This is a genomic window from Ureibacillus manganicus DSM 26584, assembly GCF_000772945.1.
In the GTDB taxonomy this organism is placed as follows: domain Bacteria; phylum Bacillota; class Bacilli; order Bacillales_A; family Planococcaceae; genus Ureibacillus; species Ureibacillus manganicus.
This window is the reverse complement of the sequence record NZ_JPVN01000005.1, coordinates 200,047-222,806: the sequence shown is the minus strand read 5'-3', so window position 1 is coordinate 222,806 and position 22,760 is coordinate 200,047. Positions and strand designations below refer to the sequence as shown.

The window sequence follows — 22,760 nt, the reverse complement described above, 5'->3', positions numbered from 1 at the left end:
TTCTATTAGACAAAACAGAATGAAAACAAGGGAGAATTGTCCAATAGAAGCGCTCTATGAGACAAAACAGAACAAAAACAAGGGTGAACTGTCCAATAGAAGCGCTCTATGAGACAAAACAGAACGAAAACAAGGATGAACTGTCCAATAAAAGCACTCTATGATACAAAACGAATTGAAAACAAGGGTGAATTGTCCAATAGAAGCGCTCTATGAGACAAAACAGAATGAAAACAAGGGTGAACTGTCCAATAGAAGCGCTCTATGAGACAAAACAGAATGAAAACAAGGGTGAACTGTCCAATAGAAGCGCTCTATGAGACAAAACAGAATGAAAACAAGGGTGAACTGTCCAATAGAAGCGCTCTATGAGACAAAACAGAATGAAAACAAGGGTGAACTGTCCAATAGAAGCGCTCTATGAGACAAAACAGAACGAAAACAAGGGTGAACTGTCCAATAGAAGCGCTCTATGAAACAAAACGAATAGGAAACAAAGCTGAACTATCCATTAAACAAGAGTTTTGTCGGAAATCCCTAATAAATTGTCGGGATTAGACGAAAAAACTACAGGATTATTAGGAAAACTGTCGGGATTCTTAATTAATAACCAAACAATATTAAAGGAGGCGATTCCTAATGGGAAAAATTCAAGTAATGGAAGAATGGCTGTCAAATAAAATTGCCGCTGGGGAAGTGGTTGAGCGTCCTTCATCGGTCGTGAAAGAATTAGTTGAAAACGCCATTGATGCGGGAAGTACGTCCATTGAAGTTTTTCTCGAAGAAGCAGGACTAACCTCCATTCAAGTAACAGATAATGGGAGAGGAATGGATGAGGATGATGCCCTTCTATGTTTTGGACGCCATGCCACTTCCAAAATTTCAAAAGAGCAAGATCTTTTCCGAATCCGAACGCTAGGATTTCGTGGTGAGGCCCTTGCGTCCATTGCATCCGTTTCAAAAGTTACTTTGAAAACATCTGATGGGGAAACGAGCGGCTTGGAAGTGCATCTAGAAGGCGGTCATGTTATATCGAAAACACCGACCGCATTTAGAAAAGGAACGGACATCACAGTATCCCAGTTATTTTTCAACACACCAGCGCGGCTAAAATATTTAAAAACAATACAAACCGAACTTGGGCACTCTATTGATTTATTGAATCGCTTAGCACTTGGATATCCCGATATTGCCTTTAAACTTGTACATAATGGAGGGGTTCTCCTCCAAACGAACGGCAGGGGCAATGTTCAGCAAGTGCTGGCGGCGATTTATGGAATGCAAAATGCGAAAAAAATGATCCCATTCAGTATTGAATCAAAGGACTACAAGGTGCATGGCTACGCTTCAATGCCGGAAGTGACACGTGCATCGAAAAACTATATTTCATTATTTGTAAACGGTCGATGGGTAAAACATTATTTGATTCAAAAAGCAATTGTTGATGCATATCACACATATTTGCCCATTGAACGCTACCCTATTGTAGTTCTCTATATAGAAGGCGATCCGCAATTAACGGATGTCAATGTTCATCCAGCGAAGCTTCAAATTCGCTTATCTAAAGAGCAAGAGCTGTTGCCTTTAGTCGAGAAGGCGGTCCGTGAAGCGATACGTGGGGCAATTCATGTACCTCTAGCGCAAAAAAAGGAAAAACCAACCCGCGTGCCAAGTGAGCAAATGAACATATGGAAAAATAGTACGCCAACATTTAATGAAACAAAATTAAATGAAATTGTGCAACGATTGAACGCTGAACCGACAGTTGTTAAAGAAGTGCCGTTAAATGAAATCTCACAACCTGACATCACACCGACATTTGAAACGAGCGATGTATTCGATACTACCACACAGCATGAAAGTAGCGATGATGAAATCTTCTGCCATCAGGAAAGTAGCGAAAGCGAAAGCGAAACGTTCACTGAAACACCGCCTGTAGCTGAAAAAGAACCTTTCCCTGACTTGGAAATCGTTGGCCAAATTCATGGTACGTATATTGTGGCGCAGATGGAGGATGGCTTTTATTTAATCGATCAGCATGCAGCTCAAGAACGCATAAAATATGAATATTTCCGAGATAAAGTAGGAGAGGTCAATCCAAATGAGCGTCAGTCATTGCTACTTCCGCTAACATTTCATTACTCATATGATGAGGCTTTAATACTCAAAGAAAGTCTTCATGCGTTAGAAGAAGTCGGTGTCTTTCTTGAAGATTTCGGTCAATCCTCGTTTGTGGTTCGCGAACATCCAACCTGGTTCCCTCTAGGATTTGAACAGGAAATTATTGAGGAACTTATTGAACAAGTGATGCAAACGAAACGTGCAGATGTGAAAAAACTACGAGAAGAAGCAGCAATTATGATGAGCTGTAAAAAATCGATTAAAGCGAATTATTTTTTGACAAAGGATCAGATGGTAGCACTTCTGGCAGATTTGAGAAAAGCTGATAATCCATTTACATGCCCGCACGGCAGACCTGTTATGATACACTTTTCAACTTATGAAGTGGAGAAGATGTTTAAGCGTGTAATGTAGGTGAAATATTTAATAATTAATTGTAGTAATCTGCCATTGTCGGAATTTTCTATGAAAATGTCGGATTTACTCTTAATTTTGTCGGTATTCTCAGCAAAAAAGTCGGATATATTCGCAGATTTGTCGGGATTATACTACTCACACCAAACAATTACAAACAAACATAAAAAAGGAGGCAATATCATGTATTCATATAAAGAACGTTCGCACATTTTTAACACGCTTAACAGTTACGCATTTGATGTGCTCGTAATTGGCGGGGGAATTACTGGGGCAGGAATCGCTCTGGATGCTGCGTCACGCGGTCTTTCAGTTGCCCTTGTTGAAATGCAAGACTTTGCGGCAGGAACGTCTAGCCGCTCAACGAAGTTAGTTCATGGTGGATTACGTTATCTAAAACAATTTGAAGTCGGGTTAGTGGCCGATGTTGGCCGTGAACGAGAAATTGTATATGAGAATGCGGTTCACGTAACAAAACCTGAGTGGATGCTGCTTCCAATATATAAAGAAGGCTCTCTTGGGTCAGTAACTACTTCAGTTGCATTAAGACTTTACGATCGACTTGCCAATGTGCGAAAAGATGAACGCAGAAAAATGCTCTCCAAAAAAGAAACATTAGACAAAGTGCCTTTCCTTAAAACAGAAGGTTTAAAGGGTGCTGGCTATTATGTAGAATACAAAACAGATGATGCTAGGCTTACAATGGAAGTAATCAAGAAAGCCGTTGAATATAAAGCTGTTTGCATTAACTATGCTAGGGTTACAGATTTTGTTTACAAAAAGAAAAAAATTGTGGCAGCTACAGTAAAAGATGAAATCTCTGGTGACACGATCACGATTCACGCACACCAAATTGTAAACGCAACTGGTGCATGGATTGAAGATGTGCAAGCACTTGATCAAGCGCAGAAGAAAAAACAGCTGCGCCTAACAAAAGGCATTCACATCGTCATTGATCAATCTGTTCTCCCGCTCGAACAAGCCGTTTATTTTGATACAGAAGATGAGCGAATGGTTTTTGCGATTCCAAGGGATGGGAAAACATACGTAGGGACGACCGATACGTTTTTCGAGGATGATCCGATTAACCCAACGGCAACCAGTGAAGATGTTGAATACTTAATCGAGGCAATTAATTTTATTTTCCCTGAACAAAACGTCGTAGCTCAGCACGTTGAATCTACTTGGGCAGGGGTCCGCCCTTTAATTTATGAAGATGGAAAAAATCCTTCTGAAATTTCTAGAAAAGATGAAATTTGGACGTCTAAAAGCGGATTAATGACCATTGCAGGGGGAAAATTAACAGGCTATCGCAAAATGGCAGAAGAAATTGTTGATAAAATAGTTAAGAAAAATCGTTTTAAACATGCAACGAACTGCATTACGCAAGTTCTAGCATTATCGGGTGCAAAGGGCCTTAATTCGAAAAACTTTGAGGACTATATTAAAAATAAAGCAAAAGTAGGGGAATCACTCGGTTTCTCATATGAAGATGCCAAAGCTTTAACTGCAAAATACGGTACGAATGTAGATGATGTGTTCATTCATGCGAAAAACCATAGTGCAGATTTGAATCTTCCTTTAGCTCTATACGCAGAATTAAGTTATTCCATTGAGAAAGAAATGGCTTATACACCTTCGGATTTCTTTATTCGCCGAACTGGAATGCTCTATTTTGATATTGCAACAGTTGAACAATATAAGAGTGCAGTGGTTGATCTAATGAGCAATACTATTGGTTATTCTGATACGGAAAAGTTAATTTACCAAACGCAACTTGATTTATTTATCGATGATGCGAAAAATCCAAAATAAAGAAGAATGCATTTTTTGAAAAGTACTCCAATTAGCTGTAATATTAAGGATAAGTATTATCGTTAAATACTAGGGGAACTAGGAGGAGCAAAACTTGACTAAGCGTTCGATGGAGTTATTGATTAATGATGGGCATCGAGTATTTGTTCGAATTTATGAACCGACTGGAGAAGTAATTGGACGTTTCCACATATTACATGGAATGGGGGAACACGGGGGACGGTATGATACTTTTGCAACAATGTTAATGGAGCAAGGTTATTTCGTCACCGTTCATGATCATAGAGGTCATGGGAAAACTGCAGAAATGAACGGGAAGCTTGGATACTTTGCAGATGAAAATGGATTTGCTCGAGTAGTTGATGATGTCTATGAAGTGATTCAAAATGTTCGTTATGATTACAAAAAAGTCCCAATATATCTTTTTGGTCATAGTATGGGCTCTTTTATTGCACGACGTTTTATCCAACTATACAGTGATGTTGTCGATGGTTGTATTTTGTGCGGAACAGGCACAACAACAGTCCTCCATAAAGTTGGGAATACGCTTGCTCGAACTCTTGCAAGAACAAAAGGGAAAGACTCTAAAGGTGAGTTAATGAATGAGCTTTCTTTGGGCGGTTTTAATAAGCAATTTAAAAATGTGAAAACGGGATATGATTGGCTAACATCTGACGAAGATGAAGTTCGTAAATACATTGAAGACCCGCTATGTGGATTTATTGCAACGAATCAATTTTTTGTCGATCTGACAGAAGGGTTACTCGTTATTAATCGAAAAGAAGAAAACGAGCGAATTGAAAAAGATTTGCCGATTTTATTGATAAGTGGGACTGAAGACCCTGTTGGACTTAAAGGTAAAGGCGTTTATAAGGTTGCAGAACAATTGAAAAATGCAGGGCTTCAAAATGTAATTATCTATCTGTTTGAAGGCATGCGCCATGAAATTTTAAATGAAGTTAATAAAGAACGCGTATATGACGTAGTAACACGGTGGTTAAAAGCAAATGACAAAACAAGAGCAAATTGAGGTAGTAGCCATTGTTGGGCCTACTGCATCAGGAAAAACAGCATTAAGTATAAAAATGGCCAAAGAATTTAATGGTGAAATTATCAATGGCGATTCCATGCAAATTTACGTGGGAATGGACATTGGAACAGCTAAAGTTACAGAGGAAGAAATGGAAGGCATCCCACATCATTTATTGGACATAAAAGAACCTACCGAAAGTTTTTCTGTAGCGGAATATCAGCAATTAGTACGGGAAAAGATTGCTGAAATTAGATCGCGTGGTAAACTTCCAATTATTGTCGGAGGAACGGGTTTGTATGTTCAAGCTGTTTTATATGATTTTCAATTTACAGAAGAAAAAGTAGATGAAGATGCACGTATGGCGTATTATAAGGATCTTGAACGGATTGGTCCTGAAGCTATGCATGAAAGGCTGATGGAGCTTGATCCAGAAACAGCGAAAACGATTCACCCGAATAATACGAGACGGGTAATACGAGCGCTTGAAATGGTTGAGCTAAACGGTGTCTCTAAAGCGTCGGAGGAGTTTAATAGAGGGACGATTCCTATGTACAATCATTTGATTGTCGGTCTGGATATGGATCGTGAAAAATTGTATGAGCGCATTAATTTGCGTGTTGACCTTATGATGGAGAAGGGATTGCTTGAGGAAGCGAAGTCGTTGTATGACCGAGATATTCGAGGTGTGCAGTCTGTTCAAGCAATCGGCTATAAAGAACTTTATGCCTATTTCGATGGAAGATTAACATTGGAAGAAGCGATAGAGGATTTAAAGCAAAATTCCAGACGTTATGCAAAGCGACAGTTGACTTATTTTCGAAATAAAATGGACGTTCAATGGATTGGCAATAATTGGAGTGAAATTATAAAAATTTCCAAATTTTTTGAATATCAAGAAGGAAAATAGTCGATTAATAGAGAATGTATACGAATAGGTCAAAATTATAAGGAAAAATGAGGTGTTTGTGTGAAATCGATCAATTTACAAGATACTTTCCTAAATACTTTACGCAAAAGCGGTACTTTCGTAACAGTGTTTCTATTAAACGGATTCCAACTGAAAGGAATCGTTAAATCCTACGACAATTTTACTGTATTACTAGAAACAGAAGGCAAACAACAACTAATTTACAAACATGCTATTTCAACATTCGTTCCCGCAAAAAACATCTCCATCCATGATAGTGTTGAAGAAAATGCATAATTTTTAGATCGGCAGTTCCTACTAGCCGATTTTTTTGTGTGCGAAATCTGCTGGACGTTGGTTCTTGTGGATTCGGGGAGAGATATTGCCAGGGATATTAGCCAAAATTAATGAAGTAATCGCCAGTCAGTCAAGGTGACCCCAGGCATAGCCCAAAAATTCAGCAGTATAAAATCATAAATTAATTCAACATGAAGAAGTTAACTTCCTAGCCGATTTCCCTATTATTATCTATAATGGCAATAGTAAAAGAAAAAGGAGTTTTATGAAAATGAAATCGATGACTACAGAAGAAATCATTAATTTATTAGACGCTAACGAAGATTTAAACATTATTGATGTTCGCGAAGATTTTGAAGTTGAAAATGGGATGATTCCTGGTGCTATCAATATTCCACTTGGCTCTATTCCTGAAAAAGTGAATGAATTGGACAAGTCCAAAGAATATATTTTAGTTTGTAAAGGTGGCGTTCGCAGTGCAAATGCTTGCGAATACCTTGAATCACAAGGGTTTCAAGTGGTTAATCTTGAAGGCGGCATGATGGACTATGATGGAGAGCTAGAATTTAAATAAAACTATTGGCACACAGAGGAAATCCTTCTTCTGTGTGTTTTTTGGTGCCAAGCATTTGAATGCCTAGCACCTTGATTATCAAAGCTCTCGTAAAATAGGAAGTGTACAACAACGGAATGACCCGCCAGATTTGATGATTTCTGTAATATCCACTTCAATCACATCAAAGCCACGATCACGCAGTTGTTTATTTACATTCTTATTGATTGGCAAGCTAAAGATTCTCTTATTACCAATATTTAATACATTTGTGCCAAGCTGAAATTGTTCTTCTTCCGATACTTCAATTAAATCATAGCGACTAGCTAAAAAATCAATGTCTTTTTGCATTAAAGCTTTTGGGTAGATCAGTGCCACTTCTGGTGAAATCACATTAAATATGCAATCTAAGTGCAAATATTTTTCTTTAAATGGGATTTGAATTACTTCGTATTGATTTAACAAACGTTGAAGTTGTTGGGCTGCTTTTTCATTTGTTCGATCACTCAAACCGACATAAATTGTCTTTTGATCGATCATTACATCTCCACCCTCAATTTCTTCCCCGATTAAATTATAGTAAGAAATTTCTTCATCTTCCAGCCACTGTTTTAGTACATTTTGCTCACCGGCACGAACATCGGTTGCCATTTCTGCAACAAATATTGTTTGTCCAAGTGTAAAGCCAATATCCCGAGTAAAAACTTGTTCAGGATATTTTTTATGATAAGGTAGTAAAATCACTTCAACATCATGATCCATTAACGTTTTTACAAATTCACGATGCTGCTCTAGCGCGCGTTGAATATGAATTCCTTCATTCTCAAAATGTTTTTGTGTTTCATTGATGACATCACGAATGGTCATATATTGAGGCGAACAAAGAATGACACGTTTTAATACATCGTATTCACTCTTGCAAAAAGTCTTATAAATTTCACTTGGATGTTCTTGCATTAATTATCCTCCAAAAACTCTTTTTCACTATGTTTTCCTAAATAAGCGTGGGTTATTACACAGGTGAGAAGAATAAAATTATTCCATGCAAGTGAAAGGATTTTATTATTATTTCAAAAAATGAAAAGTATTGATATGATGATATAGGAATTCATAAAGAACGGAGTAATACATATGGCATTTATATCATCTATTAAACCTGAAACCCTTGCATTAGCAAGACAAATTGAAGAAAGAGTTCGTCCTTACCACGCAAAAGTAGATCAAACTGCTTTCTTTAATCAGCAAAAGGTGCTTGCTGCTTTTAGGGAAAATCAAGTGAGTGATTATCATCTTCATCCATCTAGTGGCTATGGTTACGATGATGAGGGACGTGACAATTTAGAACGCGTTTATGCAAAAACCTTCGGAGCAGAGGCTGCTATTGTGCGCGCACAAATTATCTCAGGTACGCATGCAATTACATTAAGTCTTTTCGGCGTGCTGAGACCTGGTGACGAGCTCGTTTATATCACAGGGAAGCCTTACGATACATTGCAATCAATCGTCGATGGTGGTGAGAAGGATACAGGATCTTTGAAGGATTTTGGAATTGGCTACTCGCATGTTGACTTGATCGATGACAGGGAAATCGATTGGGACGGGGTTCGTGCTGCCATTAATGAACGCACAAAAATGGTAGCCATTCAACGTTCGAAAGGATATGCTAGTCGTCCTTCATATACGATAGAAGCGATTCGTGAGATGTGTGAGAAAATTCGAGAAATCAAATCAGATGTCGTGATTTTTGTGGACAACTGTTACGGGGAATTTGTTGAGGAGCAAGAACCTACGGAAGTGGGGGCTGATTTAATGGCTGGTTCCTTAATCAAAAATCCTGGTGGAGGATTAGCTAAGATTGGCGGATACATTGCTGGCCGTGCTGATTTAGTTGAGATGTGCGCATACCGTATGACTTCTCCAGGGATCGGTGCAGAAGCAGGAGCCTCATTAAATACTTTGGCCGATTTTTACCAAGGATTTTTTATGGCGCCACATATTGTAGCGCAAAGTCTGAAAGGGGCTATTTTCACTTCAGCGATGTTAGAAGAAGTGGGGATGACAACGTCTCCTCATTATACAGATGTTCGTACGGACTTAATTCAATCTGTGTCTTTCCAAACGGCTAAGCAAATGGTGGCGTTCTGTCAAGAAATTCAAGCCGCATCACCTATTAATGCCCATTACGCGCCAATACCAGCTTACATGCCGGGCTATGAAGATGATGTGATCATGGCTGCAGGAACTTTTGTGCAAGGTTCGAGCATTGAGTTAACTGCTGACGGCCCGATTCGCCCACCTTTTACTGCATACATTCAAGGTGGCTTAACTTACGAGCATGTGAAGTACGCGATTTGTAGCGCGGTGCAGAAGTTGGTTTAAAATTAATAGGTAACAGAGAGGCCTCCTCAAATTCCCGAATGCAACCAGAAATCGAGCAAAAGGTAACAGAGAGGCCTCCTCAGTGCCCGAATGCAATAAGAAATCGAGCAAAATGTAACCGAGAGGCCTCCTCAGTGCCCGAATGCAACAAGAAATTGAGCAAAAGGAACCGAGAGGCCTCCTCAGTGCCCGAATGCAACCAGAAATCGAGCAAAAGGTAATCGAGAGGCCTCCTCAGTGCCCGAATGCAACAAGAAATCGAGCAAAAGGTAACAGAGAGGCCTCCTCAGTGCCCGAATGCAACAAGAAATCGAACAAAAGGTAACCGAGAAACCTCCTCAGTGCCCAAGCGCAATAAAAATACGAGCAAAAGGTAACTGAGCATTTCCTCATTTCCATTAAAGATAGTATATTTTCCAACAATCGATAGAAAATCAAATTTTGTATCAAATCCAAATGACAAAATAATAAACTGATCAGTATTATCCGCACTTAAAATCTACCCAAACACGTTAAATTCCTACCCCACCTATGCAAAATCTGTCACCCCGTAACCAAACCATAACCTCCATTCTTCAATCTTCATCAAAATCTACTAATATCCCACAATCTTTTGAAATATAGTAAGTAATAAAGAAAAGATTGGGGTTGAAAATGGTTTACGCTGGGCGCAACAGAAACGTTAATATGATCTTGCAACATTATGCTGTGATGTGGGGGTTAATGTTGTTTGGTGTGCTGTTTGGGACGTGGTTACCATCTTCAGTAGTCACCCCGATATCATTGATTTGTCTTGCATTAATAGTGGTTACTTGTTTTGTGAAACACATTCGACTCCCTGACATCATTCTTTATCTCGTCCCATTTTTAACGGGGATTATGTTGTTATGGCTGTACCTATTTTTTATTGACATACTTGGGGAAGATCTACTGTTTACCGTTTTCGTAAGTACGGTTATTATATTTACTCTGCTTGCTGTGGCTGGGATGAAAATTCCAGGGGATATTACGGAAATGGGGAGTATCATATTTGCAGTTGTCGTGGTAGTAATCGTTTTTTCATTTGTTTTCGTATTTTTTCCAGTAGAAAATACATTCCTACTATTCCTTGCGGCAATGCTAGTTCTCTTTTTTGCTGTTTACACCGTCTTCGAATTCAACATGATCTGCTACAACTATGTGAGAGATGATGATGTTATTTACGTGACACTTTACCTATTTTTAAGTTTCTTTAATCTAATAGCAAACTTACTAGAAGTTGTAAGGCGAAATTGATTATCACGCACAATATTCCTCATCTTAATAAAGACTACAGATCTCTCGTTTACCTTACGAATCTGTAGTTTTTATCATCTAAATTTCCAAAAAATTCAATAATAAAAGACGTATGTTAGTTTTCCTAACATGTAATTGACAACCAATCTTCCAAAGAGTATATTATTTGTAAGGGGAGGTGGAGAGAGTGAGTAGTGAAAACAAAAGATCTAGTGAACTTCGTCGCTCAATGCCGCTATTGCCAATTAGTACAGTGATGCAATTAACAGAGCTTTCTGCTAGGCAAATTCGCTATTACGAAGAACACGAGCTTATTCAACCGCACCGTACGGAAGGTAATCGACGTATGTTTTCTTTAAATGATGTTGATACTCTTCTTGAGATAAAAGATATGCTTGAACAAGGGGTAAACATGGCTGGAATCAAAAAAGTGTTCGACATGAAAAAACATTCAAGCCAGTTAAAAGCTCAAGCTAAAGAAGAAATATCAGATAGTGAATTACGTCAAATCCTACGTGAAGAAATGAAGCTGGTGCAACGCCAGCAAAAACCGTCCCTAAGACATGGGGATATGTCACGTTTTTACCAGTAACACAATACAGAGAAAAAAATTTTGACAAGCAAGCGAAATTAGGAGAGTGCAATCTGTGGGTAAATACACAAAAGAAGACATTAAACAAATCGTAAAAGAAAACAATGTAAGATATATCCGACTTCAATTTACGGATATTCTAGGTACTATTAAAAACGTTGAAATACCAGTAAGCCAATTAGATAAAGCATTAGATAACAAAATGATGTTTGACGGATCATCTATTGAAGGTTTCGTACGAATTGAAGAATCTGACATGTATTTACATCCAGATTATGATACTTTCGCAATTTTCCCTTGGACTCATGAAAAAGGTAAAGTGGCGCGTCTAATTTGCGATATCGCTACTACTGACGGTCAACCATTTGCAGGGGACCCTCGTTCAAATTTAAAACGTATTTTAAAGAAAATGGAAGAACTTGGATTTACAAGTTTCAACTTAGGGCCTGAGCCGGAATTCTTCTTATTCAAATTGGATGATAAAGGAGAGCCAACGCTAGAAGTAAATGACCATGGTGGTTATTTCGACTTAGCACCAACTGATCTTGGTGAAAACTGCCGTCGTGATATCGTTTTAGAGCTTGAAGAAATGGGCTTTGAAATCGAAGCATCTCATCACGAAGTAGCGCCAGGTCAACATGAAATCGACTTTAAATATGCAGATGCAATTACTGCATGTGATAATATACAAACTTTTAAATTAGTAGTAAAAACAATTGCACGTAAACACGGTTTACATGCAACATTTATGCCAAAACCATTATTCGGTGAAGCAGGTTCTGGTATGCACTTTAACGTATCTCTATTCAGAGGAAACGAAAATGCATTCTTCAATCCGCATACTGAAATCGGATTATCAGAAACGGCTATGCAATTTATGGCAGGTGTACTTCACCACGTTCAAGGATTTACAGCAATCACAAACCCAACTGTAAACTCCTATAAACGTTTAGTGCCTGGTTATGAAGCGCCATGTTATGTTGCTTGGTCAGCTCAAAACCGTTCACCATTAATTCGCGTGCCATCCGCTCGTGGTGCATCTACTCGTATTGAAGTACGTTCAGTAGACCCATCAGCAAACCCATACCTTGCAATGGCTGTAATTTTAGAAGCAGGTCTTGAAGGAATTCGCCAAGGCTTAGTACCACCAGCACCAGTTAACCGTAACATTTACGTAATGACTGAAGCTGAGCGTATTGCAAACGGTATCGACAACTTACCACCTTCATTAGACGATGCACTTCGTCTACTAGAAAAAGATGAAGTTGTTAAAGAAGCTCTAGGCTCACACATTTACGAAAACTTCAAAGAAGCAAAAGAAATCGAATTCGAAATGTTCCGCTCTTATGTTCACCCTTGGGAGCGCGATCAGTACATGAAAATGTACTAATTGGGTGCTTTGCACTCACACAATTCAGAAACGATTCTGACATTATATAGCTAATTCCGGTAAACTTCGGGATTAGCTATTTTTTTTCATTCAAAAATGAAAAAGAGCTCCAATTTAGGAGCCCCTTCCAAAACCTTACTTTTTCCAAGTAACAACATTATCCATTTCGTACATTAACTCACGGTTTTCTTTATCAAACACTTGCACTAATGTTCTAGATAGATTTGGAAATGAATCGTGTGGTTGAACACTTAGTAAAATATAAAAATCTGTATCATTATTATTTTTCTTTTCGTAAATCGTAGTTTGCTTGTCTTTTTTATTTTCCTCAAAACCTAAACTTGTAATGGCATCTTGTTGTTGGTCGACTGTATAATCAACTGCAATGGCTGACAATCCAGCATACTCATTTTGTGCTACCCCTGTTGCTTCAGCAATTTGTTCTTCTGTAAATGTAGCGTTACTAAAATATTGGAAATAAACCCCGGCAGCACCACCCACTAATAAAAGAACAATCACGAAAATCGCAATCACCTTCACGGCAGAACCACCTTGTTCATTGCGTATGTATTGCATAAATTGTTTCAATTGAATTCACCTACTTTTAGTTGGAATCATGGAAACTCTTATTACTTATTAATTTACACTAAACCGCTTACAATTACTGTGTACAAAAAAGGAACACTGAAATGAAGATGGCTGCATACAATATGGATTTTTTCTCGTTAGGCAAAATTTGCATACGACTTATTTGAAATTATGTGTAATTTTCACTTAATTCTAAATATGTCGTATGTCTAAAATGGGGGATTTACAAAATGCACTAGGTTTCGATTAATGGCTGTACAGATACTGGGTCCGTTTTTTCGATGGTATACGCATTTTGCAAACCTCCACCGGCACTACCGTCTATACGAGCGCCACCTGTAATAAGAAAGTTATTGCAAAGGAGTGTGCCATTTAAAGTCGCACCACCTGTCAAAGTGATATCATAATTTGGCATAAATAGTAAAACATTTTCATTGATAGATCCTCCATCAATTTGTACAGTGCCTACACCGTTTGAGTATATATTTCCAGTAAATCCAGCGCCACCGGAAATTTGTAGATCGGCGTCTTTTATATATAAATCAGCATTCAATTTAAGTCCGTCAGCAATTGTTACTTTCGAATCGCCAGCATAATAGAGTTTCAATTTATTAGTCGCACCGCTTAAATTTATATTAGCGTACTGAAACTGAAGGTTATTTTTAACGAAGATTGTTAAATTTCCAGTGCCGATAATGTGTAAGTTGGCCGCAAGTGATAAATCATCGACATATAAAATTTTATCGGAGTTGCCGACGTCTAATGTGAAGTTCATATTATTTCCCACAGACATCTTGTCTATTTTTAAGTTCCCAGTTAAAGAGAGAGTTTTATCGTGATGAGTGTTCCAAGTTGCCTCAATTTTGTTGTTACGTATTAATGGAGAGTAGTTAGGGATGTATGTGGCATTTTCAAACTGTTTTGAGTCAAAGTTTAGATGACTCTTGTAAGTTGATTCTATTAAAAGATTAAAACTTTTAGGGTCGTAAGTAATTGTTCTTCTTTGCCCGTTAGTTAGCCTGATACTATTTTGAGTTGATGAGGCGAGTTCACCTTTAATATTTTTCAATATATCATCATAACCTAAAGATATTTGATCTTTAGCATATACAGCTACTTTACTAAAATCACCTAATCCTCCACCTGTAAGCTGAATGCTATTTAAATTAATAGCAATATTTTGAGATACTGTACGTGAATTGTTATTAATTTTTCCTGTGGATGATAGTTTATAAATCAATTGCTCATTTTGCCAAACGACATCCACTTTAATAGTTGACTCAGGTTGTTGAGAAAATTGTGTTTGGTAGTGGGTATAGGTGCTTGTTTCTAACGCATCTGGTGTCATATTTTTAGTTAAATGATTTAAAAATATTGCTTTAAATGGTTGGGGGGAGGGGGTTGATAATTGTTGTTCGTAGTCTGTTACTGCTAGATTATAGAGTCGATTAATTTCTGTGATAAGAATTGCCTTTTTCTCTACTAATCCAGATTCTGCAATATAGTAGACTGTCTGATCATTTCTTTCATGTACTGTTGTTTTCAACATAAAGGAGGAAAGTTGTAATATACTTAGGCCGATTATTGAAATTATAACTACTGTTAGAATGACGATAATTAACGTAAATCCTTGTTCATTATTGTTCCGCTCTACTTTTGGAAATTTACGCAAATTATGTTTCCCCCCTGACAACGATTACTGTTTGGTTGACTTTATCATTACTTCTAATCTTAATGGTCACTTTTGCCCCAATTTTATCGACAATAAATTCGTCAATTTGCTTCGCGAATAGAGAGCCATTTTTATATAAAATCTTATTAGCGGAATCCCATTGATAACTTAAGTGATTATTGATTACTAGCAAATGATTCCCATTTGAATCCTTTTCGATTTTAACAGTATCTGTTTTTCTAATCTCTCTAGTTAACTCTTTTAAAATTAGAGTGTTGCTCAATAGCTGTTCATTTTGACCTGCTTGTTGATAGTAAGCATTTTGACTTTGTATGAAGACATTAAATATGAGAATCGTTATGAGAGAGGTGATGGCAAGTGCTGCAAGGATTTCGATTAAAGTAAGACCTTGATGATTTGTAACTTTACGATACATTAAGACCCATCACTCCATTCGATTGTATTTTCCATCTGAGCCTTAAGTAGACCGTCCTTTTCCTCAAAAACTTGAATAAGTATTCTGATGAAGTTTGAATTGGTTGCAATTGTATGTTGTTTCAAAGTGAGTTTAATATATTGATCTGTTTCAAAATCATACTTATCAAATACCGTTTTCCCGCTAGTTTGAGAGATTTTGTGATAACAATATTTTGTAGCTGGGCGATTCGCTGGATTCGTATCATTACAATGGTCGAGTGATTCCACTCCAGTAACTAGTTGTCCAAGAACGATGTTACTAGAAAGGTAGTACATCTGCTCCATTTCCGACTGTGCAACATAAGTTGAATCTATAATGGTTTCGGAACTTTTTGTTGTCTTAGCCGACTGAATGAACAGATAGAAAAAACTTAAAAAAATCAAAGATAATATAACGATAGAGACCAAGACTTCTAGTAGTGAAATTCCTGATGAATGATCAATTGATTTTTTAAGTGTCAATTCAGATCACCTACTTTGGAAAGATTGTATTAGGATGAATTGCAAACTAGTGATGTTTTTATAATACAATTGTTACCATATAGTATGAGAGGGGGTTGGGGAATAAAACTACTAAGATAAAACAGCACTGGGATATTTGAGGAATTTAGGTTTAAGTCACCCAAAAAGCTCATGAATAATTCGAAAACCTAATGTAAAAAGGATAGGAATTATTATCAAGTTTTAGATTAACATTGAAAAGGGGATTATCCAATTTACTTTGGATAATCCCCTTTGTAACTACTATTTATAGATAACTTCAAAATCCCTTACAGCTTCAATGCTAGGTAGTAAATTATCTAATGTTGCGGGTTTACTTGGTGAGGGAGTTGAACTTGTTCCTTCGTCAATTGTTAATTGAGAACATTTTTGTTCAAAATCATTTTGGTGTACAAGTTTAGAAATAACATTTATACCATTCTCGGTAAGTCCTGAGATATTCCCCTCTACACATACAAGTGAATCGTTAGAAACATTAACATTACCTTTTTTAAATGTAGCATCACCGTGGACATATATTTTTGAATTATTAATTCCGTTATAAAAATGGTTATCAAATAATAAGTCGCCATTTACATATAGGAATGATTTATTATTTATCCCATTAGTAAATTGACCATTAAATTTCATATCTTTTTTACTATATAATGTTGAATTGTTAATACCATTGTAAAAATGATTGTCAAAAACTAAATTTCCTTCAGAAATCAAAAATGAATCGTCAGAAATACCATTTGAAAATTGATTGCCAAATATCATATCTTTTTTACTATATAATGTTGAATTTTTTATTCCATTGTAAAAGTGATTCTCAAATATCAAATTCCCCTCAGAAATCAAAAATGAATTGTCAGAAATTCCATCTGAAAATTGATTGCCAAATTTCATATCTTTTTTGCTGTATAATGTTGAATTGATAATCCCATTATTAAAATGATTGGAAAATGTCATATTTTCTTTAGTAAATAGTTTAGAATTATTTATCCCACCATTAAAGATGTTATCAATTGTTAGATTTTTATCGGAATACAATAATGAGTCTTCTTTTATGCCTCCATTAAAACTTTTAAATGTCATATCAGAAAAGCTATATAATTTCGAATTTGATATCCCGCCACTTAGTTCATTATCTGATGAGATAGTCCCTTTTGAATACAAGATTGAGTTATTAGTGATTCCGTCATATATTTTTTTCATCTCGATACTTGTCCCGCTATAGAGGCTAGTATTATTAATCCCACCGCTGAGTTGATTTGAAACTGACATATCACCATATTTTGCATAGAAATTTGTATTTTTTAAACCATTATAAATTTCTTTAAACTGGATGTATGTGTTACTATATAAATCTTTATTTATAAATTCATTGCCATCTATACTTCCTGTATAGTTAATTTGATTTTCAATTCTAACAGAAGGGGGAGATGGTTCAGAAATTGTGTTTTTAGGTTGTGCGTTAGAAATGAGTGCATTTATGTTTATTCCAAGAATGTCAGAAATGGAATTCCCTCCGGTACCGGGTATGTTAGGTGTTGAGGGAGTTAATGCTCTATCCAAAACCCTATTAAGTTCTAATTCAAAAGTCCCACTAATGCTGTGGGAATTATTATCAATTGTCCCTTTACTTTCAAAATTGATGATGATTTTATTGTTGACATACGCTGAAACTACATCAACAATTTCAAAATGAATGTCTGATTGCCCACCGATTTGGTGTTTTATCGGAATACCTTTTAATAATCCGTCATTATCTACAGATATGTTTAGTCTACTCAAAATTTCATCTGTAGTATATGGTATTTCCTTTTCGCCATTTGCTACTTTATTAATGTTTTCAACTGCAATATTAGCGATTACTTTATTAATAGCAGGTTGTAAAACGGTTTGAGCATTTGAGATTAATACATTTTCCATATATATAATTCCCATTTCTGCAATGTCCTCTGCTTGCATATTTTCTTCGGTGATAGTGACTTGTTTACTAGTTGAAAATGTGAGATTCATAAGGAGTAATCCTATAATGGTAAAGACAACAATTATCAATAATACCATCACTAAGGCCATACCGTGATCATTATTTAATTTTTTCATAAGTCACCTACAATCTTGATAAGGTTGTTATAATTTCGTATTGCTCACCAGAAGAACTTTCAATTTCAATTCGTACATTAAGTGTTTTTTGTTCTAAAGGGTTAATGGTGAATTTTGTTATTTCGTTACCATCTTTATTAGTTAATTCTTCATTATCCTTCATTATATATAAATAATAAACGAATTGTTTTTCCGAAATTGTTATAGTTTCAGAATCGTTTTTTATGGTTAACTTTTGATCATCATTTTCAATTAATATTTCGTAATTTTTGTTTTGTTTATGTAGTTTATTTAATACTGAAATGATATAATTCGCTTCTTGGTGGAGAAATGCATTAGTTTCTGTATTTTTGCTGATTTTAAATCCGGTTGAAGAAATGCTAATAATTAAAACGGTAACAATTGAAAGAATGGCTATCACAGCTAAAACCTCTACTAAGGTTAATCCAGATGAATTATTTATTTTCTTCAATTATTTTCCAACTCTCCTTTGCAGTAAGTATAGGTATCGGATACTTCTGCACCTTCTTTCATCACTTGTATATGAACCAAATGTAGTTCTGGTTGCAAATTTCCACTTTCCGGATTTTTGTTTAATGAAAGTTTTATTGTATATTCAGAGTTGCCAGATAAGAACTCTTTAGTATAGTATTCTCCGTTTAAAGAAGTATTGGCTTTAACAACTTTACATGACGATTCTCTGACTTCAACAGACGTACTTCTTGCAATATTCATTGCTTGAATACTTTCGTCATTCATATTATTTAACCGAGTAGAGTTTAATAAGAAGCTGAATATAGAAATTAAAATAATTGAAAGAAGAATTATTGCCGCAATAACTTCTACTAGTGTAAGTCCTTTTTCGTTGTGCATGAGGTTAGTATATTCCCCCTTAAATATTTATGTTTAATGAGAATTTAAATTTAATGTGTTTTTATTTTTGTATTTATGAATATAATACTACTATTTGTGTAAATATAAATGATAGATTCATATTTTTTGAATTAATTATGAGAAGTAGTTCGTGATTTATTCTACCACATAACCTACTATTTAAAATTCATAATGCTAGGTTATGAATTTTAAAAGTACAGAAAATTAGCAGCTTTGTTCTTATTTTGAAAGGAGCAAAGCTGTTTTATTCTCATATCTAAATGCAAGGTAAGGAAATTTGTAAAGTGACATCTTTTGTTCATATATTCATTAGATTCTAATCAACAAGTTATTCGATTTTTTAATTAAAAGATAAAAAAATAGTATAAGAATCGAAAATAAATGAGTCTAAAGTAACGTAATTAAAACTATAAATATAAAAATATTTTTAAAATAGATAAAAAAGGGCTATACAAAACTCAACTTTTGATATAAAAATGAATAAATGAGATTATTATTATAGATTAATATAGTTAAGAAAAAATAATTAGTGTGAATTGATACATAGTAATCTTAGTTTAGTGGATGATAAAAAATGAGCCTTATAGGTTATGAGGACTATGGTTTATAAGTGATTCTAATTATATCGATTCTTTAAATTTATTGTTAAGAGCATATACAGTTAAATCAGTTTTGTGTATGCTAATATTATAAAATAGTAGTCATATCTTACCAATTATTTTGATAAAATCTAATATAAATAGTAAATCTATTACTTACTAGAATTTGGGGTGAAATACATGAAAATCCAATTTAAAATGTTCACTCTTGCTGTTATGTGTATTTTTCTTCTATATATGTGGTTACCGACACAAGATATTATGAGAGTCTTTGCTGATGATGAAAGTAACGGTTCTACAATTGCTGGTGTTAATGTAAATGGACTAGATCCAGAGGAAATAGAATCCGTTTTACAGGATGCGGTAAATGTATGGATGCAAGAAGACATTAAGGTGATTGGTGGAGAAATAGGACTTATTGTTGATTCGTCCAAGCTCCAATTTGACATTCCATCTACCATCACTGAATTCCAAACTCTAGTAAAAAAGCCCTGGTATGCATTTTGGGATAATGAACGTGTAATTCATATACCTTTAAAAGTAGCTGAAAATGAGGAGATTAAAAACGAAGTTGCGAAAGTTGCAGCATGGGATACTGATGAAACCTACAATCAACTAATATCTCAAGTTTCCTTTTTAATGGATCATAAAGTAGAAGCAAAAGTTAAGCAATTGGACGCCTATAATACGGAGCGACTTGCCTTAGCGATTAGTAATATTCCGTCAGATGCCTTTGCTCCAGTTGAATTAGTAACGCTTTTAGATGGGAAGATGGTTAACCCTGATGAGGAGTTTTCATTCATCGAAACTGTGAATGAGAATATTAACAAAGTAAATAACGAATCGTTAAATTTTGTTTCTTCCTTATTATATAATGCTGTGTTACAGACGGAATTTGAAATTCTGGAACGTCATCAAAGTAAAGAAGTACCAACATCAGTAGAAATCGGAACAGAAGCAGTCATTAATGTTAACGTTAATGAAGATTTGAGATTCTTAAACAATACGAAATATGTTGGGAAAATTAATGCATCTTTTGATGGGAATTCGTTGAAGGTTGAAATTACTTCTGACACGAAATTCAAAGAAGTGAACGTTACTGTTGATAAAGAAATCCTTATGCCTCGAATGATTTACCGATATTCAAATGATTTACCACTTGGCCAGCAGCAACTGCTTCAAGATGGAAAAGAAGGGTACAGAGTCATTGTTACTCGTACGATTTCAGGAAACGGTACTACTCAAGAACAAAGGATTAGCCGGGATTATTATCCACCAGTTAATGAAATTATCTTGAAATCTTCAAAACAGCCTGACCCGATCAGTGAATTGCAACCAAATACAGGGGAATATGATTCTAACATGGAAATTGACTTAGATGGAGACGGGTTACCAGACATCGAAGTACCAGTAAAGAGTGACGACGAGCCGACAACTTATGATAAAAGTGGCGATAGTGTAACTCCATAGAAAGGGATGAATGCACAATGAGAGGTACAACACGGAAACGACTTGGGGACTTACTCATTGAATCGGGTGTAATTACAACCCAACAGCTTGACTATGCTTTATCCAATAAAAGCAGTGATGAAAAACTCGGGGATTTTCTTATTCGAGAAAATTTTATCACTGAACAACAGTTGATAGAGGTTTTAGAGTTCCAACTAGGAATACCTCATATCAACCTAAATCAATACGCAATTGACCCTGAATTACTTCAATTAGTACCTGGCGAATTGGCAAAACGTGCGAAAATTATGCCCGTTCGTCGAGATAAAAATAAATTATTTATCGCCATGGCAGACCCAATGGATTACTTCGCGATTGAAGAAGTCCGAATGGCTACTGGGTGTCAAATTGAGACAAGTATCGCGGCCAAAGATGATTTATATAGAACAATTACGAAATACTATGACTTGCAAGAATCAATGGATGCCGCACTCTCTGATTTAGGTGTTTCACCGACAGAAACGCAGCAAGAAATTACAGATGAAGATTCACCAATTGTACGACTTGTGAACCAAATTATTGCAAACGGTGTGGCGCAGCGAGCAAGTGATATTCACTTCGACCCTCAAGAAACAGATTTCCGCGTACGTTACCGTGTCGATGGAATTTTAAGGTCGGAACGCTCTTTGCCAAAACATATGCAAAATATGATTACAGCACGTATTAAAATTATGGGGAACTTAAATATTACAGAAACCCGCGTTCCGCAAGATGGTCGTATCAAATCGACTGTTAATTTTAAACCAGTAGATATTCGTTTATCAACATTACCAACTGTCTACGGTGAAAAGATTGTAATGCGTGTTCTTGACTTGAGTAGTGCAATGAATGATGTTTCCAAATTAGGTTTTACAAAGGAAAACGAAAATCAGTTCCGTAAAATGATCTCAAGACCAAATGGAATTGTTTTAATAACTGGTCCTACTGGATCAGGGAAATCTTCAACATTGTACGCAGCTTTAAATAATTTAAATCAAGAAGGCGTTAATATTATTACAGTTGAAGATCCGGTTGAATATCAACTTGAAGGTGTTAACCAAATTCAAGTTAAAGAAGAAGTTGGGCTAACATTTGCTGCAGGTCTTCGCTCGATTTTACGTCAAGACCCAGATATTGTAATGGTTGGGGAGATTCGAGACTTAGAAACAGCAGAAATAGCAGTTCGAGCATCTTTAACCGGTCACTTAGTATTAAGTACGCTTCATACAAATAGTGCAGTTGAGTCAATTTCAAGGTTACGAGATATGGGAATTGAACCTTTCTTAATATCTTCTTCCTTAATCGGGATTGTGTCGCAACGTTTAGTACGTCGCGTTTGTCGTGACTGTGCTCAAACGGTACCAGCAACGGAGAGGGAAAAGGAAATCTTTGCAGAAGCGGGGATTACGATTGAAACCGTTCAACGGGGACGAGGTTGCGGTGCATGTAGTCAAACTGGCTATCGCGGTCGTTTAGCAATTCATGAAATATTACCTGTGGATCGTGTCATTCGGGATCACATTTTACAACGTAGCAACATCACTGTTATTCGTGATTATATGACGGAAAAGGGATTGCCTTCATTAGTAAAAGACGGTTTGTTAAAAGTTCTAGATGGTGTTACTACGACAGAAGAAGTTCTTCGTGTAGCTACATTTGATTAGGAAGTGAGAA

The 22,760-nt window shown here is 36.1% G+C and carries 20 protein-coding genes; 12 read left to right on the top strand and 8 right to left on the bottom strand.

All coding sequences use genetic code 11. The features are described from left to right. Positions 1 to 639 precede the first annotated feature (639 nt). From mutL to CD29_RS05860, 6 genes are all read left to right on the top strand, one after another. A complete protein-coding gene (gene mutL / locus CD29_RS05885) occupies positions 640 to 2,535 on the top strand; it encodes a DNA mismatch repair endonuclease MutL (protein ID WP_036184051.1) in 1,896 nt (631 codons plus the stop codon). Positions 2,536 to 2,718: 183 nt separating this feature from the next. Further along, positions 2,719 to 4,350: a glycerol-3-phosphate dehydrogenase/oxidase gene (locus tag CD29_RS05880; protein ID WP_036184048.1), complete on the top strand. Its 1,632-nt coding sequence runs from the start codon at positions 2,719 to 2,721 to the stop codon at positions 4,348 to 4,350. A 94-nt stretch (positions 4,351 to 4,444) separates the two neighbouring features. Beyond that, the gene (locus tag CD29_RS05875; protein ID WP_328286474.1) at positions 4,445 to 5,380 is read left to right on the top strand and encodes an alpha/beta hydrolase; all 936 of its coding nucleotides are present in this window, start codon (positions 4,445 to 4,447) and stop codon (positions 5,378 to 5,380) included. Then, positions 5,358 to 6,290, top strand: coding sequence for a tRNA (adenosine(37)-N6)-dimethylallyltransferase MiaA (gene miaA, locus CD29_RS05870; RefSeq protein ID WP_036184045.1), 933 nt, complete (start codon positions 5,358 to 5,360; stop codon positions 6,288 to 6,290). Before CD29_RS05875 ends, miaA begins: the two co-directional genes overlap by 23 nt. A gap of 60 nt (positions 6,291 to 6,350) precedes the next feature. Then, positions 6,351 to 6,587 carry an RNA chaperone Hfq gene (hfq, locus tag CD29_RS05865; protein WP_036184043.1) on the top strand — a complete coding sequence of 79 codons (237 nt, stop codon included), beginning with the start codon at positions 6,351 to 6,353 and terminating at the stop codon, positions 6,585 to 6,587. A 271-nt stretch (positions 6,588 to 6,858) separates the two neighbouring features. Continuing rightward, positions 6,859 to 7,161 carry a rhodanese-like domain-containing protein gene (locus CD29_RS05860; RefSeq protein ID WP_036184040.1) on the top strand — a complete coding sequence of 101 codons (303 nt, stop codon included), beginning with the start codon at positions 6,859 to 6,861 and terminating at the stop codon, positions 7,159 to 7,161. A gap of 78 nt (positions 7,162 to 7,239) precedes the next feature. Here the strand turns inward: CD29_RS05860 and CD29_RS05855 are convergent, their stop codons facing one another. Continuing rightward, positions 7,240 to 8,097, bottom strand: coding sequence for a dimethylarginine dimethylaminohydrolase family protein (locus CD29_RS05855; RefSeq protein ID WP_052124018.1), 858 nt, complete (start codon positions 8,095 to 8,097; stop codon positions 7,240 to 7,242). A 174-nt stretch (positions 8,098 to 8,271) separates the two neighbouring features. Between CD29_RS05855 and CD29_RS05850 the strand changes: the two genes are divergently transcribed. From CD29_RS05850 to glnA, 4 genes are all read left to right on the top strand, one after another. Further along, entirely contained in the window at positions 8,272 to 9,519 is a 1,248-nt protein-coding gene (locus CD29_RS05850) for a methionine gamma-lyase family protein (RefSeq protein WP_036184038.1), read from the top strand. 687 nt (positions 9,520 to 10,206) lie between these two features. Continuing rightward, positions 10,207 to 10,794 carry a Bax inhibitor-1 family protein gene (locus CD29_RS05845; RefSeq protein ID WP_169716158.1) on the top strand — a complete coding sequence of 196 codons (588 nt, stop codon included), beginning with the start codon at positions 10,207 to 10,209 and terminating at the stop codon, positions 10,792 to 10,794. Between the two features lie 229 nt (positions 10,795 to 11,023). Further along, positions 11,024 to 11,386 (top strand): MerR family transcriptional regulator, encoded by a 363-nt coding sequence (locus CD29_RS05840; RefSeq protein WP_036184108.1) that lies wholly within the window; start codon positions 11,024 to 11,026, stop codon positions 11,384 to 11,386. Positions 11,387 to 11,441: 55 nt separating this feature from the next. Then, positions 11,442 to 12,776 (top strand): type I glutamate--ammonia ligase, encoded by a 1,335-nt coding sequence (glnA, locus tag CD29_RS05835; protein WP_036184034.1) that lies wholly within the window; start codon positions 11,442 to 11,444, stop codon positions 12,774 to 12,776. Positions 12,777 to 12,911: 135 nt separating this feature from the next. On the opposite strand, the gene CD29_RS05830 is transcribed toward glnA, so the two are convergent. From CD29_RS05830 to CD29_RS05800, 7 genes are all read right to left on the bottom strand, one after another. Further along, positions 12,912 to 13,364 carry a hypothetical protein gene (locus CD29_RS05830; RefSeq protein WP_036184032.1) on the bottom strand — a complete coding sequence of 151 codons (453 nt, stop codon included), beginning with the start codon at positions 13,362 to 13,364 and terminating at the stop codon, positions 12,912 to 12,914. Between the two features lie 235 nt (positions 13,365 to 13,599). Further along, complete coding sequence (locus CD29_RS05825) at positions 13,600 to 15,036, bottom strand: PilX N-terminal domain-containing pilus assembly protein (RefSeq protein WP_036184030.1); 1,437 nt, start codon at positions 15,034 to 15,036, stop codon at positions 13,600 to 13,602. A gap of 1 nt (position 15,037) precedes the next feature. Beyond that, positions 15,038 to 15,472 carry a PulJ/GspJ family protein gene (locus tag CD29_RS05820; protein WP_036184028.1) on the bottom strand — a complete coding sequence of 145 codons (435 nt, stop codon included), beginning with the start codon at positions 15,470 to 15,472 and terminating at the stop codon, positions 15,038 to 15,040. Continuing rightward, positions 15,472 to 15,975: a type IV pilus modification PilV family protein gene (locus CD29_RS05815; RefSeq protein ID WP_036184026.1), complete on the bottom strand. Its 504-nt coding sequence runs from the start codon at positions 15,973 to 15,975 to the stop codon at positions 15,472 to 15,474. Before CD29_RS05815 ends, CD29_RS05820 begins: the two co-directional genes overlap by 1 nt. A 282-nt stretch (positions 15,976 to 16,257) precedes the next feature. Then, positions 16,258 to 18,105, bottom strand: coding sequence for a pilus assembly PilX N-terminal domain-containing protein (locus CD29_RS05810; protein ID WP_036184023.1), 1,848 nt, complete (start codon positions 18,103 to 18,105; stop codon positions 16,258 to 16,260). A 7-nt stretch (positions 18,106 to 18,112) separates the two neighbouring features. Beyond that, the gene (locus tag CD29_RS05805; RefSeq protein WP_036184021.1) at positions 18,113 to 18,577 is read right to left on the bottom strand and encodes a type II secretion system protein; all 465 of its coding nucleotides are present in this window, start codon (positions 18,575 to 18,577) and stop codon (positions 18,113 to 18,115) included. Beyond that, positions 18,574 to 18,978 (bottom strand): prepilin-type N-terminal cleavage/methylation domain-containing protein, encoded by a 405-nt coding sequence (locus tag CD29_RS05800; RefSeq protein WP_036184019.1) that lies wholly within the window; start codon positions 18,976 to 18,978, stop codon positions 18,574 to 18,576. Before CD29_RS05800 ends, CD29_RS05805 begins: the two co-directional genes overlap by 4 nt. An 800-nt stretch (positions 18,979 to 19,778) precedes the next feature. Here CD29_RS05800 and CD29_RS05795 point away from each other — a divergent pair. Together CD29_RS05795 and CD29_RS05790 are read left to right on the top strand one after the other, a co-directional pair. Further along, the gene (locus tag CD29_RS05795; protein ID WP_036184017.1) at positions 19,779 to 21,068 is read left to right on the top strand and encodes a VanW family protein; all 1,290 of its coding nucleotides are present in this window, start codon (positions 19,779 to 19,781) and stop codon (positions 21,066 to 21,068) included. A gap of 17 nt (positions 21,069 to 21,085) precedes the next feature. After that, positions 21,086 to 22,750 carry a GspE/PulE family protein gene (locus CD29_RS05790; RefSeq protein ID WP_036184015.1) on the top strand — a complete coding sequence of 555 codons (1,665 nt, stop codon included), beginning with the start codon at positions 21,086 to 21,088 and terminating at the stop codon, positions 22,748 to 22,750. Positions 22,751 to 22,760 lie beyond the last annotated feature (10 nt).

Bases quoted from the DNA above. Each gene is read 5' to 3' on its own strand.
- CD29_RS05845 (WP_169716158.1), top strand. From the start codon at position 10,207: ATGATCTTGCAACATTATGCTGTGATGTGGGGGTTAATGTTGTTTGGT.
- mutL (WP_036184051.1), top strand. From the start codon at position 640: ATGGGAAAAATTCAAGTAATGGAAGAATGGCTGTCAAATAAAATTGCC.
- CD29_RS05795 (WP_036184017.1), top strand. From the start codon at position 19,779: ATGAAAATCCAATTTAAAATGTTCACTCTTGCTGTTATGTGTATTTTT.
- CD29_RS05880 (WP_036184048.1), top strand. From the start codon at position 2,719: ATGTATTCATATAAAGAACGTTCGCACATTTTTAACACGCTTAACAGT.
- CD29_RS05860 (WP_036184040.1), top strand. From the start codon at position 6,859: ATGAAATCGATGACTACAGAAGAAATCATTAATTTATTAGACGCTAAC.
- CD29_RS05850 (WP_036184038.1), top strand. From the start codon at position 8,272: ATGGCATTTATATCATCTATTAAACCTGAAACCCTTGCATTAGCAAGA.
- CD29_RS05790 (WP_036184015.1), top strand. From the start codon at position 21,086: ATGAGAGGTACAACACGGAAACGACTTGGGGACTTACTCATTGAATCG.
- CD29_RS05800 (WP_036184019.1), bottom strand. From the start codon at position 18,978: ATGCACAACGAAAAAGGACTTACACTAGTAGAAGTTATTGCGGCAATA.
- CD29_RS05855 (WP_052124018.1), bottom strand. From the start codon at position 8,097: ATGCAAGAACATCCAAGTGAAATTTATAAGACTTTTTGCAAGAGTGAA.
- miaA (WP_036184045.1), top strand. From the start codon at position 5,358: ATGACAAAACAAGAGCAAATTGAGGTAGTAGCCATTGTTGGGCCTACT.
- CD29_RS05820 (WP_036184028.1), bottom strand. From the start codon at position 15,472: ATGTATCGTAAAGTTACAAATCATCAAGGTCTTACTTTAATCGAAATC.
- CD29_RS05810 (WP_036184023.1), bottom strand. From the start codon at position 18,105: ATGAAAAAATTAAATAATGATCACGGTATGGCCTTAGTGATGGTATTA.
- CD29_RS05840 (WP_036184108.1), top strand. From the start codon at position 11,024: ATGCCGCTATTGCCAATTAGTACAGTGATGCAATTAACAGAGCTTTCT.